The 12,553-nt window shown below is 58.1% G+C and carries 11 protein-coding genes; 2 read left to right on the top strand and 9 right to left on the bottom strand.

What is annotated here, in order from left to right; translation table 11 throughout:
* The first annotated feature begins 1 nt into the window (after position 1).
* Positions 2–1,447: a hypothetical protein gene (locus RUE5091_RS17870; protein WP_058283311.1), complete on the top strand. Its 1,446-nt coding sequence runs from the start codon at positions 2–4 to the stop codon at positions 1,445–1,447.
* Here the strand turns inward: RUE5091_RS17870 and RUE5091_RS17875 are convergent.
* The 8 genes from RUE5091_RS17875 to hslO all read right to left on the bottom strand — a co-directional run bounded on the left by RUE5091_RS17875 (position 1,431) and on the right by hslO (position 10,677).
* Positions 1,431–1,949: a L,D-transpeptidase family protein gene (locus RUE5091_RS17875; protein WP_058283312.1), complete on the bottom strand. Its 519-nt coding sequence runs from the start codon at positions 1,947–1,949 to the stop codon at positions 1,431–1,433. The genes RUE5091_RS17870 and RUE5091_RS17875 overlap by 17 nt on opposite strands.
* Before the next feature lie 56 nt (positions 1,950–2,005).
* The gene (locus RUE5091_RS17880; protein ID WP_058283402.1) at positions 2,006–2,791 is read right to left on the bottom strand and encodes an ion transporter; all 786 of its coding nucleotides are present in this window, start codon (positions 2,789–2,791) and stop codon (positions 2,006–2,008) included.
* 20 nt (positions 2,792–2,811) lie between these two features.
* Positions 2,812–4,041 carry a class I SAM-dependent RNA methyltransferase gene (locus RUE5091_RS17885; protein ID WP_058283313.1) on the bottom strand — a complete coding sequence of 410 codons (1,230 nt, stop codon included), beginning with the start codon at positions 4,039–4,041 and terminating at the stop codon, positions 2,812–2,814.
* A gap of 56 nt (positions 4,042–4,097) precedes the next feature.
* Positions 4,098–5,930, bottom strand: a complete 1,833-nt coding sequence (locus RUE5091_RS17890; RefSeq protein WP_058283314.1) for an ABC transporter ATP-binding protein — start codon at positions 5,928–5,930, stop codon at positions 4,098–4,100.
* Complete coding sequence (locus RUE5091_RS17895) at positions 5,927–7,765, bottom strand: ABC transporter ATP-binding protein (protein ID WP_058283315.1); 1,839 nt, start codon at positions 7,763–7,765, stop codon at positions 5,927–5,929. The genes RUE5091_RS17890 and RUE5091_RS17895 overlap by 4 nt, the downstream gene beginning before the upstream one ends.
* Positions 7,766–7,959: 194 nt before the next feature.
* Entirely contained in the window at positions 7,960–9,114 is a 1,155-nt protein-coding gene (locus tag RUE5091_RS17900; RefSeq protein ID WP_058283316.1) for a CCA tRNA nucleotidyltransferase, read from the bottom strand.
* Positions 9,111–9,710, bottom strand: coding sequence for a CoA pyrophosphatase (locus tag RUE5091_RS17905; protein WP_058283403.1), 600 nt, complete (start codon positions 9,708–9,710; stop codon positions 9,111–9,113). The genes RUE5091_RS17900 and RUE5091_RS17905 overlap by 4 nt, the downstream gene beginning before the upstream one ends.
* Positions 9,700–10,677 carry an Hsp33 family molecular chaperone HslO gene (gene hslO / locus RUE5091_RS17910; RefSeq protein WP_058283317.1) on the bottom strand — a complete coding sequence of 326 codons (978 nt, stop codon included), beginning with the start codon at positions 10,675–10,677 and terminating at the stop codon, positions 9,700–9,702. The genes RUE5091_RS17905 and hslO overlap by 11 nt, the downstream gene beginning before the upstream one ends.
* A 76-nt stretch (positions 10,678–10,753) precedes the next feature.
* On the opposite strand from hslO, the gene RUE5091_RS17915 reads away from it, so the two are divergent.
* Positions 10,754–11,200 (top strand): NUDIX hydrolase, encoded by a 447-nt coding sequence (locus RUE5091_RS17915; RefSeq protein ID WP_058283318.1) that lies wholly within the window; start codon positions 10,754–10,756, stop codon positions 11,198–11,200.
* Here RUE5091_RS17915 and RUE5091_RS17920 read toward each other — a convergent pair.
* Complete coding sequence (locus tag RUE5091_RS17920; protein WP_058283404.1) at positions 11,197–12,468, bottom strand: PP2C family protein-serine/threonine phosphatase; 1,272 nt, start codon at positions 12,466–12,468, stop codon at positions 11,197–11,199. The genes RUE5091_RS17915 and RUE5091_RS17920 overlap by 4 nt on opposite strands.
* Between the last annotated feature and the right edge of the window lie 85 nt (positions 12,469–12,553).

A 12,553-nucleotide genomic window follows, 5' to 3' on the forward strand; every position in this document is an offset into this window, starting at 1 on the left:
CATGACATCCAGGTTTGATTGCTTTGTCGTTCTCGCCGCCATGCGCACCGGGTCCAACCTGCTTGAGTTCAATTTGAACGCGCTAGACGGCGTCACCAGCTTTGGTGAAGCATTTAACCCACATTTCATCGGACGTCTCCAATCCGAAAGCCTGCTGGGTGTGACCTTGGAAGACCGTGACGGTGATCCGATGAAACTGGTGCAGGCGATCAAGTCTGCACCCGGAGAATTAAATGGATTCCGTTTCTTTCAAGGCCATGATTTCCGTGTATTAGAGAAAGTATTAGGCGATCCACGTTGCGCCAAAATCATTTTGACGCGCAATCCCCTGGACAGTTACGTCTCATTGAAAATCGCACGGGAAACCAAGCAATGGCAACTGAAAAACATCAAGCGTCGCCGCGAGGCGCAGGTAGAATTCAATGCCGAAGAGTTTGAATCGTACCTGGAAAAACAGCAGGATTTTCAACTCCTGCTGCTCAATACTCTTCAAAGAACAGGTCAGACCGGGTTTTACATTGCTTATGACGACCTGACCAATCTGGACGTGTTGAACGGTCTGGCCGCCTGGTTGGGTGTTTCAGCGCGGTTGGCTTCGATTGATGACACGATCAAGCCGCAGAACCCCGATCCAACTCTGTCCAAGATGACAAATCCCGGCGAGGCTGAACATGCGTTGGCCCGCATTGACGGTTTCAATCTGCATCGCACCCCAAATTTCGAACCCCGTCGCGGACCAATCGTCGGAAGCTACATTACCACACCACAGACGCCTCTGATGTATATGCCAATACGAGGTGGGCTTGAGGCACCTGTGACTCAATGGATGGCTGAACTGGATTCAACCAGCACCGAAAAGCTGATCACCGATCTGACCCGCAAACAAATGCGCCAATGGTTGCAAACCCATCCCGGACAACGGAAATTCACAGTTCTGCAACATCCTCTGGCGCGGGCGCATTCAGCCTTTTGTTCTCATATTCTCAGCACCGGACCCGGCGCATATCTGAAAATCCGCAACATCCTGCGCAACAGGTTCAAAATTCCGATCCCCGGTCAGCTGCGCAAGGACAATTACCCGGTTGATCAGCATTATGAAGCGTTTTCGGCCTTTCTCACCTTCTTGCGTCAGAACCTGGCGGGACAGACACCAGTTCGTGTGGATGGGACGTGGTGCAGCCAATCTCAGGCATTGGACGGGATGGCGTCATTCGCCTTGCCTGACCTGATCCTACGCGAGGGCGAAATTGCCGCGACACTGCCCGCACTTGCCCGGCAGATGGGACATGACAGGCCGCCAATACCCGGGCGTTGCGCACCAGATATCCCTTTCACGTTGGCAGAGATATATGACGACAAACTGGAAACGCTGGCGGCCGAGGCCTACCAGCGCGACTATATGCAATTCGGGTTTGGGGCGTGGAAACCGTCTATGGGCGCAGCGTGATCAGCGTGCCCTGGTTTACCATCGCATAGATCTCTTCGATCTCTTCATTTTTCACGGCGATGCAGCCAGCGGTCCAATCCGCTGTCTTCTTGGCGCGTTTCAGTTCCGACCGCTTTTTCGGCTGACCGTGAATGAAAATATCGCCACCCGGATCGACACCGGCCGCCTTGGCCTGCGCGATATCACTGGAATTCGGGTAGGAAATCCCCAGCGACAGGTGATAACGGCTGTTGGGGTTGCGGCGGTCAATCAGATAGCTGCCTTCGGGCGTGCGACCATCGCCGCGCTTGGTCTTTGTGCCATCTGGCGCAAAGCCCAGATCGACCTTGTATTCGTTAAGAATGGTGTCGTTGTGCAGAAGATACAGCTTCCGCGAACCCTTGTTGATGACCAATGAGGTCACCTCGGGGCCATCGTATGTTAGAAATCGTGGGTTGGCTGAGGCACAGGCCGAAAGGCCCAGCGTTGCCATAGCGCCCAATCCAAATGCTCGACGATCCATGTTTCACTGCCTGCTCTTTTTTTTCAGCATTATGCCAGAAATCCAAAAAACTGAAATCACTTTTTGATGTGCTGCTGTTCGGTCAGGCGGCGCTCGATGCTTTCCAGCCGTTCCAATACTTCGTCGCGATAGGCGTCAGTTCGCACTTCATCCTCGGCATGGTGCGCATCCTGCATCGAGTTCACAATCAGACCGACCAGCAGGTTCACCACCGCAAAGGTCGTGACCATGATGAATGGAACGAAGAACAGCCAGGCATAGGGATAGACCTCCATCACCGGGCGGACGATGCCCATGGACCAGCTTTCCAACGTCATGATCTGGAACAGCGTATAAGCCGACAGGCCCAGATCGCCGAACCAGTCCGGGAAAGTGGCCGAGAACAGCTTGGTCGAGATCACGGCGCCGATGTAGAACAGGATCGCCATCAACAGGAACACGCTGGCCATGCCCGGCAGGGCCGAGATAAAGCCCTCGACCACACGCCGCAGGCGCGGTGCGACCGAAATGACCCGCAGAACCCGCAGAATTCGCAACGCTCGCAGCACCGACAGCCCCCCGGCACTGGGGATCAGGGCAATGCCGACAACGATAAAGTCAAAGACGTTCCAGCCGCTCAGAAAGAACCGCCGCCCGGTCGCCACCAGTTTCATGGCGATCTCGGCCACGAAAATGGCCAGACAGATGGTGTCCAGCGTCACGATCAGGGGTCCGGCGGCCTCCATCAGGGTGGGCGATGTTTCCATCCCCAGCAACACAGCGTTAAAGATGATGACCGCAGTGATGAACCGGCCAAAAGTGGGATGGTCGATGATGGCCAACAAACGCTGATTGAAGCCCATATTGACACTCTCCTGTCTGCTCATGATGCGGGCCCCCTTACAAACCGCGCGGCAAGTTCCGTGTGTGACGACCATCGAAATTGGTCGACCACCTGTACCCATTCAAGGGTGTAGCCTGCGTTAACAAGCATTTTTGCGTCCCGCGCAAAGGTAACGGGGTTGCACGAGACATAGGCAATCACCGGGCGCTGCGCCTGAGCCAGTTCGACAATCTGTGCCTCGGCCCCGGCGCGGGGCGGGTCAAGCACAACGGCGTCAAATGATTTCAGCTCATCGGGCATCAGCGGGCGGCGGAACAAGTCGCGGGACTCGGTCGTGACCCGTTTCAACCCTTGCGCGCGACGCCAGCCCTGATCCAGCGCATCCGTCATCGCGGCTTCACCTTCGACCGCGTGAACCTCGGCATTTTGGGCGAGAGGTAAAGAGAAAGTTCCACTGCCTGCAAACAGGTCAACAACCCGCTTTGCCCCCTGCGTCGCTTGCAAAACCGCCTTTAATAGAGCCTGCTCACCGTCTTTTGTCGCCTGCAGGAAGGCTCCGGGCGGTGGCACAACCCCAGCACCCCCAAAGCGTTGTATCGGAGCCTGGCGCATGGCGATCACCTCGCCGTCCCAGCTAAGCCGCGCCAACCCATGTTTCTCGGTCGCCTGCGCCAAGGTCAGCTCGAGCGGGCCGTCCAGCGGTTTGCCACCTTTGACGGCCACATCCAGCCCACCTTCGGACAAGGTCAGCGTCACGGCCAGAACGCCCTTGCGGCTGCCGCCCAGAATCGCCAGCGCCTCGGCCACCGGTATGGCGGCGATCAGAGTCGGGTCCAGCAGATGACAATCGGGGATTTCGGTGATGGTGTCAGACGCGCGGCCATGGAACCCGGCAAGCGTGCCCTTTTTGGTCCGACGCACGGCGATCGTGGCACGGCGGCGCGAGCGTTCAGATGAGGTGTGGACCGGGCGCATCTGCGTCTCAAGCCCCTGCGCCACCAGTGCAGTGCGCACCACTTCGACCTTCCAGTCGGCCACAAAACCATCTGCGGCATGCTGCAACTGACACCCACCGCACGCCTTGTAATGCCGACAGGGCGCTTTCACCCGCTGATCCGAAGGAGTTTCAACCCGAATATCGGTCAGTAATTGACCCACCAAGGTTCCACTGACCACCTCACCCGGCAGGGTGCGCGGCGCGTAAACCGGGCCGTCGGCGATACCGTCGCCCTGATGACCTAGGCGGTTTATGGTGAACTGTTGCGTCATGGGGGCCTGATACCGGGGCTTTGCGCGCAACAAAACCCCCTAGCGCGCTTTGTGCGTTATTCGGCGGCTTCGGCCTGAATGAACCCGCCCGATTGGCGATGCCAGAACCGCGCGTACAGCCCGCCCTGCTCCAACAACGCATCATGGGTGCCGGTTTCGACGATCTGCCCCTGATCCAACACGATGATCCGGTCCATCTCGCTGAGCGTGGACAGGCGATGTGCAATCGCCAGGACCGTCTTGCCCTGCATCACCCGGTGCAACGCGGTTTGGATCGAAGCCTCGACCTCGGAATCCAACGCCGAGGTCGCCTCATCCAATACAAGTATCGGCGCGTCCTTGAGGATAGCGCGCGCCAAAGCGATCCGCTGCCGCTGACCACCACTGAGTTTCACGCCCCGTTCACCCAGATGCGCTTCATACCCGGTGCGGCCATGGGCATCCTGCAAGCTAAGAATAAACTCATGCGCTTCGGCTTTCTTTGCCGCTTCAATCATGTCGTCTTCTGACGCGTTTGGGCGGCCATACAGGATATTCTCACGCGCCGAGCGATTGAACATTGCAGTTTCCTGCGTGACCATGCCGATCTGGCTACGCAAACTGTCCTGCGTTACCTGGCTGACATCTTGCCCGTCAATGCGAATGACGCCTTTTTCCCCGTCATAGAGCCTGAGTAACAGCGAAACCAAAGTGGATTTCCCAGCACCCGAGGCGCCAACTATCCCCAGCTTTTCACCCGGTTGGACTGTCATGCTCACATCGGACACACCCCCCACGTCGCGACCATAGGCAAAGCTTACATGGTCGAAATCAATCTGCCCTTCGGTCACGGTCAGGCTGGCCGCTTGCGCGGCGTCCTCGACCCGGTCGCGTTTGGCAAGCGTCTTCATGCCGTTCTCGACCTCACCAACATTCGCATACAGCCCCATCAGCGTGAAGCTGACCCAGCCGGTCATTTGCGCGATCCGGATCGAAATTGCGCCAGCCGCTACAATATCCCCCGCCGTCGCGACACCGTTCCGCCACAGCAGCAGTGTTGCCCCTAGCAGCAGAACCGGAAGAACTCCGGCCAGCACCATCAGGAAAAAGCGGAAGCTGGCGGACAGCGCGCCGAAGGCCAGCATCTTTTCACGCAGATCGACCATCGAGTTTCGCGCGGCCTGATCCTCGAACGCGGAATGGGCGAACAGTTTCACAGTCTTGATATTGGTGATGGTGTCGACAACCTGTCCGGACACCATCGCGCGTGCGCCAGCCCGCGCCGCAGATCGGACGCGAATGCGCGGCAGATACCAGCGGATCAGCAAAAAATACACTGTCAGCCACACAGCAAAGGGCAACATCACTAAGGGGTGAATCGAGCCTAACAAAAGCAAAGAACCTGCAAGCGAGGCCAACGCGAACACAATCGCGCTGATCGTTTCTGACACGACCGAGGCCAGCGCGTTCGAGGTCTGCATCTGTTTCTGCGCAATTCGGCCCGCGAAATCATCGTCGAAATAAGTAATCGATTGCTCAAGGGTCCAACGGTTCAGCTTGGCCAGCACCAGCGGCGGCACATTGGGCATGACAATGTAGTTGTTCGTCACCGAGGACAGCCCAAACAGCGCGGGACGTAGCAGCATGAAGAACGCCACGACGCCAAGGATCATCCACAGATTGTCTGCGTTGAAAAAGTTCTGCGGTCCGCTTTCGGTCGCGATGTCTATTATCAAGCCCAGCATCCACGCTGTCCCGGCTTCCATTGCGCCGGCCATCGCTGAAAAGCTGGCCGCGACAAAGATCATCGGCCACGCGCCCGACAGGCACCAGCGGATGAACGCCCCCAGAGTTTGTGGCGGGGGCGTGTCGGTGTTTTTGAACGGATCTATAAGGTCGGCAACCTTCATTCCGCTGCCTCCGGATTCAGGAAGCCCCCAGATTGCCGCGCCCAGAACTGAGCGTAAAGCCCTCCATACGCCAGCAGCTCAGAGTGTCCGCCCTGTTCCACAATCCGGCCTGCGTCCATGACCAGAATACGATCCATCTGTGCAATGGTGCTCAGCCGGTGGGCAATTGCGATCACGGTTTTTCCTTTCATCATGCCGTAGAGGGTCTCCTGAATCGAGGCTTCGACCTCGGAATCCAGGGCGGATGTTGCCTCATCCAACAGAAGGATCGGCGCGTCTTTCAAGATCACGCGCGCCAGTGCCACCCGCTGCCGCTGACCACCGCTGAGTTTCACGCCCCGTTCACCCACATGCGCATCATAGCCAGTGCGCCCTTGCGGGTCTTGCAAATCCAGAATGAACTCATGCGCCTCGGCCTGTTTGGCGGCGGCGATCATCTGTTCCTCGGACGCCTCTGGCCGACCATAGAGGATGTTGTCACGCACCGACCGGTGCAGCAACGCACTGTCCTGCTGCACCATACCGATATGACTGCGCAGACTGTCTTGCGTGACGTTTGCGATGTTCTGATCGTCGATCAGAATCGCACCTTTCTCTACGTCATAAAACCGCAAAAGTAACTTGACCAGAGTCGATTTTCCGGCGCCAGACCGCCCGATCAGGCCAATCTTTTCACCCGGATGAATGGTCAGGTTGATATGATCCAACCCCCCCGTTTTACGACCGTAGTGATGCGATAGGTTGCAAACCTCGATCTGACCTTTGGTCAGTTGCAAGGGTTTTGCATCACGCGAATCCAGCAGGTCGATTGGCTGAGCAATCGTCTCCATCCCCTCGGCCACCACACCAAGCTGGCGAAAGAAACTGGTCAGCGCCCACATAATCCAGCCGGTCATCGCGTTCAGTCGCAGAGTCAGCGCAGTTGCTGCAGCAACCACACCGACTGAGGCGCTGCCTTGCATCCACAAGGCAATGGCCCAACCAACCACGCCGACGATTAGCAGGCCGTTCAGTGTGACCAGAACCGCATCCATGATTGTGAAAATGCGCATCTCAACCTGGAAGGTGCGGCGGGTTTCAGCGATGGCTTCGCGGGCATAGTCCAACTCTTGATCATCATGGGCAAACATCTTGACCGAATGAATGTTGGTATAACTATCCACCACGCGCCCTGTCACCGCCGAGCGCGCATCGGACGCCGCCTTGGACGCCGGGCCAACCCGCGCCACTGTCCATCGAACCAGCAAAGCATAAAGAGCGAACCAGACCAGCAACGGAAGCAGCAAACGCGGATCCGCCGCCATCAGCAGGATCGCCGCCCCGATCAGATAAGCCAGCGAGAAGGATATCGCGTCAAAAACCTGAAACACTGCCTCGCCTGCGGCGGGGGGCGTCTGCATGATCCGGTTGGCAATGCGGCCCGCGAAATCGTTTTCGAACCAACCCACGGACTGACGCAGCACGTGCTTATGCGCCCGCCAGCGTATAATTGTGCCAAAATTCGGCAGGATCGTGTTGTTCAACAACAAGACATCGACCACATGCAGCATCGGCCGCAATAGCAGCACAAACACTGCCATCAAGATCAGTTCCGTGCCGTGTTTTTGCCAGACCTCGGCAGGAGAACCGGACAGCAGGTCAACCACGCGACCCATATAGTAGATCAGCCCGACCTCGACCGCAGCGACAACGACTGAAATCAGCCCAGCCCAGAAGAACACCCGCATGAAAGGCCGGGAATAATCCAGCATGAAAGGCCACAACCGCGTGGGCGGCGTGTCGGTCTCGGTATAGTCAGCAAAAGGGTCAACGAGATTTTCGAAATAGCGAAACATGGAGAGTGCTCCGATTGAGCAGATAACAGGTCATGCGAAGAAAAAAGATGGCGCCAGAACACCACCCCTACGGGTTAAAGTGTTCCGGACTTAGCCGAACCAGATCCCGTAATACATTCGCAGCCCTCCATTCCTGTGACAGGCGCACGAAACCACAAAGAAGTTGATTTGTCATCCCCTTTTGAGACTTCGCGTCAGATGCTCAGCAGTTCCTCGCGGGTCAGGGTAAAACCTGATGCGATCCAGCGTGTTTCAAGCTCGGCCAGTTTTTTGCCCAGCGCAGGGCCGGTGAAATCGGGGATCAGATCGGTGGCCTTGATCGGGAAATCGGCCTCGGCCCCTTTGTGCAGATCGGTGCGCAAGGTTTCAGTCCACGGCTGTTCGAGAATGGCGCAGCGCAGCAGGGTTTCGTGCAAACCACCTTCTTCGCCATAGCGGAAACCCAGCTCGGCAACGCTGGCGGTGCCGGTTGCCTCATCCCGCATGCGGGTCAGGCGTTGCATCTGTGCTTTGCTCAGGCGCAGGGTCTTGGCAATATCAGGTGCCGCAATGGCGGCCAGACGGCGGATCGGTTCAGGCTCGGCTCCTGCCTGCTGTTCCAGCGCAACCAAAGGCGCCAGCGACCAGACCTCAGCCCCCGGCAACACTTGCGCCAAAACTCCTGCTTGACGCATTGCAGCCACTGAAGGCGCAGGATCAGGCGCGGCCAGAAGTTTCAGAAACTCGGCTCCCACTCGTTCACGCGACAGGTTGGCCAGCCCATCCAGATTGGCAGCAATCGCGGCCAGCGCATCCGCATCGAACCCGGCATCAGCATCACCATACCAAGCGTGAAATCGGAAATAACGCAGGGACCGCAGGAAATCTTCGCGAATGCGGTTCTCGGCGGTGCCTATAAAGCGCACGCGGCGGTTTTGCAGATCAGGCAACCCGTTCAGCGGATCCAGAAGGCTGCCGTCAGGCTGCGCATAGATCGCGTTCATGGTGAAATCGCGGCGCGCGGCGTCCTCTTCCACCTTGTCGGAAAAGGCCACAACTGCACGGCGGCCATCGGTTTCCACGTCGCGCCGAAAGGTGGTGATCTCATGCGGTGCACCGCCGCTGACCACGGTAATGGTGCCGTGGTCGATCCCGGTGGGAATGGCCTTTAGACCCGCCGCCTGCGACAGCTCCATTACCCGCTCGGGACGTGCATCTGTGGCGATGTCGATATCCGAGACCGGCGCCCCAAGCAGCGCGTTGCGTACACAGCCTCCTACGAACAAGGCCTGCGCACCGGCGTCGGTCAACGCCGCACAGACCTTTTGCGTTGCCGAGTCGGTAACCCAGGCCTCAGATATTCGCGTCATTCACTCACCCGTGCGGCCATTCCCCGTAACATGCGGGCCGTCGCGCCCCAGATGTAATAGGGGCCGAACGGCACCGTGAAATAATACCGTTTGTGACCACGCCAGCGGCGCGATTCAACGATATAATTCGCAGGGTTGAGGACATGTGCAAGCGGAACCGAAAACACTTCGTCCACTTCACCCGGTTCGGGTGTCAGTTGGAACGGATCATGCAAGATCGCCACGACGGGCGTCACCGTGAATGACGTGACAGTTTCATGTGCCGGCAGGTGGCCCAGTATCTCAGGCAGATCAGGCGGCAGGCCGATTTCCTCCTGCGCCTCACGCAGAGCAGTGGCGGTGACATCCACGTCGCCATCATCCTGCTTGCCGCCGGGAAAAGCGATTTGGCCGGGATGGTGTTTCAGGGCCGAGGATCGTTTCGTCAGGATCAGCCGCGGCGTGTCACCCGCCAGCGTAATCGGAACCAGCACTCCCGCCGGGCGCAGCTTGCGACCTTCGGGCAAGATTGTTTCGGGGTTCAGGTCGAAATCACTCGACCCGTGGCCGGGGCGGCGCAGGGCCGCCCGCAGCAGATCCGTTGGATCAGGCGTCATCCGCATCAAAGCCGACCGAGCCCGGATCCAGCACATAGTGGGCGCCGCAGAACTGGCAATCAGCGGTCACATCGCCTTCGGGCGTGGTCATCTTTTCGATGTCCTTGGCTGAATAGATCGACAGGCTTTGGCGCACGCGGTCTTCCGAACAGGTGCAACCGAACTGCACCGACTGGGCATCATAAACCCGCGGCTGTTCCTCATGAAACAGCCGGATCAGCAGGTCGGTCGGCGCCACCGAAGGCCCGATCAATTCCAGATCCTCGACCGTATCCAGCAGGATATTGACGCGGCCCCAGTTTTCACCCTCTTCCCCATCAACCAGATCTTCGGCGGTCAGGATCTGGCCCTCACCGTCTCCGGTGGCGACAAAGGGCGAGGCCTTGGGCATGTGCTGCAACATCACGCCGCCCGCGCGCCAATGCTCACCGACGCCCGGCTCGGTCGATTTACCGAAGCTGAGCGAGAATCGCGTCGGCAGCTGTTCGGATTGTGCGAAATAAGCCTCGGCGCATGCGCTGATCGAGCCTCCGGCCAGTGGTGTGATCCCCTGATATGGCTGCGTGCCTTTGCCCTGGTCGATCATAATGGCGAAATAGCCCTCACCCACCTGATCAAACGGCACCCCATCGGTCAGGCGATCACGGTCGAAACTGGCATAGGCGCGAATGCGGGCCGGTTCACCTTCGACCTTGGGGGCAAAGTAATCGGTCGCGATCATACGTACTGCGCCCTTGGATTGCACCTGCAGGGACAGCTTCCAGCGCAGCGATACAGTCTGGCCGATCAAAGCTGTCAGCAGGGCCATCTCGGCCACCAGCGCCTCGACCTTTTCCGGATAGTCGTGCTGTTTCAGAATGCCGTCCAGCGCGCCATCCAGACGGGCAACGCGGCCGCGTATATCAGATACATCGAGTTGAAAGGGTAGGACGGTATCGTCCCACGCGATTTTCGTTCCAAGAGACATGGGGTTTCCTTACACGCCACAGGTTGGCATACCGGCATCATATAGGTCGACAAGATTGGGTTTTAAGGGGCCATACATGATCAGACGGTTCGGTGAAACCCCGGAAAAAGGGCGTACATATACACGCAGGCCGGGTGTTTATGCGCTGCTGCCGCAAGGAAAGGACCTGTTGGTGACGTGGTACGACGATGGCCAGAACCCTGAATTGCAATTACCGGGTGGTGGTATCGACCCCGGTGAATCCCCGATCACAGCGCTGCACCGCGAAGTGTTCGAGGAAACCGGTTGGCTGATCGCAGCCCCTCGTCGGATCGGAGCCTTTCGCCGGTTCACCTATATGCCCGAATATGACCTCTGGGCCGAGAAGATCTGCATGATCTACAGCGCCCGCCCCGTCCGCCCGAAGGGACCACCCCGCGAAGAGTTTCACGAAGCCTTGTGGATGGACACCGCTGTTGCGGTGCAGATGCTGGGCAATGAAGGCGATCGCCATTTTGCCACCCGGCATCTGAACAGGCTTTAAGTCCCATTATATTCAAAGAACACGGCGGACACGTCGTCGTCCATGCCGCTGCCCGGTTCCATGGCTTGTGTCAGACGCCAGAACATATCGTCCAGAAATTCGGTACCGCTGCGGCCGGGAATGCAATCGCGAGCCATCTCCTGCAATCCTTCCTCTTCCAGCAAACCCCCACTGGCCAGACGGCATTCGGTAAAGCCATCTGAATACAGCATCAATTTGTCGCCGGGTTGCAGATAGGTTTCGGTCCGCTGAAAGGACACATCTGGCAGCAATCCAATGGGCAACCCACCCTCGCCTAGAAATTCAGCACTGCCATCGTGACGCAGAACAAGCGGATGCGGGTGCCCGGCCTGCACCATCTTAAGGTGCCCGTTGCGCAGATCGACAATGGCATAAACCATTGTGAAATATTCTTCGACTCCCGCATCGGCCATCAGGCGGCAATTGAGCATCTCAGCCACCTGTTCGGGTGGCAGCAGCGCATAGAATTTGTCAAAGCGTTTTTCCATCGCCACGTTCTGATCGAAATGATTGCTGGACAGATAGCCGCCCAATCGCGCCGTCATCATCGCCGAGGTGATGCCGTGGCCCGACACGTCAATGCTGTAAAACCCCAACCGATTGACCCCGGGCGAGAACATCCCCACCAAATCGCCACCAATATGCCCGCAGGGTTTTAGCAACATACTGACTCGCGACTTGCCGAAATCCCGCGTCAGTTCAGGAACCAGAGATTCCTGAATTTTCCGCGCCTGAATCAGGTCCTTGTCGATGGCATCATGCGCGACGCGCAGGTCCTCCAACGCGGATTCGATCATGCGGTTCTTCTCGGACAACTCGCGCTGCATATCCAGTATCCGCGCCCCGGCCGAGATCCGCGCGCGCAGCTCGTCCGCCTCAAGCGGTTTGATCAGGAAATCGTCCGCACCAGCGTCCAGCCCGCGCGCCACCTCTTGCTTTTCGCTTTTTGACGTCAGCAGGATGAAGTAACTGTATTGATCACTTTCCAGCGCCCGGAAGGCGTGGCAGAATTCCAGCCCACTCATCCCCGGCATCACCCAATCGCTGAGAACCAGATCCGGCGGGTCGGTGGCGCACATCTCAATCGCGGCGTCGCCATTGTCGGCCTCAAACACCTCAAAGCCCCACTTTTTCAGCGAGGCCACCAGAATACGACGTTGCAGCCGGCTGTCATCGACGACCAGCACCTTTTGGATCGCGCCAAAATCCTGATCGGACCCGGCCTCTGCCTGACTGCCCTCTGCCACCTGAACCCTCTGCACTGTGACCTTTACGGAACGCAGCGACCCTAGCGCAGGGCGGTTTAACATCCGGTGAAGGCGTCTTTGTCTT

Source organism: Ruegeria denitrificans (assembly GCF_001458295.1).
Classification (GTDB): domain Bacteria; phylum Pseudomonadota; class Alphaproteobacteria; order Rhodobacterales; family Rhodobacteraceae; genus Ruegeria; species Ruegeria denitrificans.